The sequence below is a fragment of the Exiguobacterium sp. SH5S13 genome (assembly GCF_004337085.1).
Lineage (GTDB): Bacteria > Bacillota > Bacilli > Exiguobacteriales > Exiguobacteriaceae > Exiguobacterium > Exiguobacterium aurantiacum_A.
The window spans coordinates 1-417 of the sequence record NZ_SJUS01000078.1; the positions used below are offsets into that span (position 1 = coordinate 1).

Here is a 417-nt window from a genome sequence, read left to right on the forward strand (position 1 = left end):
GGAGTACGTTGATGATAAGCGGATCACCAGCCTGCCGATCATCGACGCGGAGGTCTACAATTACGCGCGGATCGTCTGCTTGCGCGATAGGCTCTCATCTCGCATGATCTCAGCTTTCTTGAATGTGACGAAGAGCTTGAAACGCAACACACAAACTCCTAAAGATCCCCTTTCGATGTAAGCATAAAAATTCCGCGGACCGATCCGTACGCGCACGAGCCTACGTCCCTACTGGGGCGCAACACCAAGTAGCGCGGGTGATTATGTCGGCAAATCGTTCCACTCCCGACAAGGCCTCTGTGACAGCTGGAAAGCTCCCAGGATGACCTCGATTCTGTAGGAAAAGCATGTCGGCTTTTCAAGCGTCCGTAAAGCGCTGCCGCGATCGGCAACATCTGGTTTTAGCCATCGATCGCT

General features: G+C 53.5%; 1 protein-coding gene. It reads left to right on the top strand.

The genetic code is table 11. The features are described 5' to 3' along the window. Positions 1-181: hypothetical protein (locus EVJ30_RS15365; protein ID WP_236636115.1), on the top strand; the 181-nt coding region annotated here is incomplete at its 5' end. Positions 182-417: the final 236 nt, after the last annotated feature.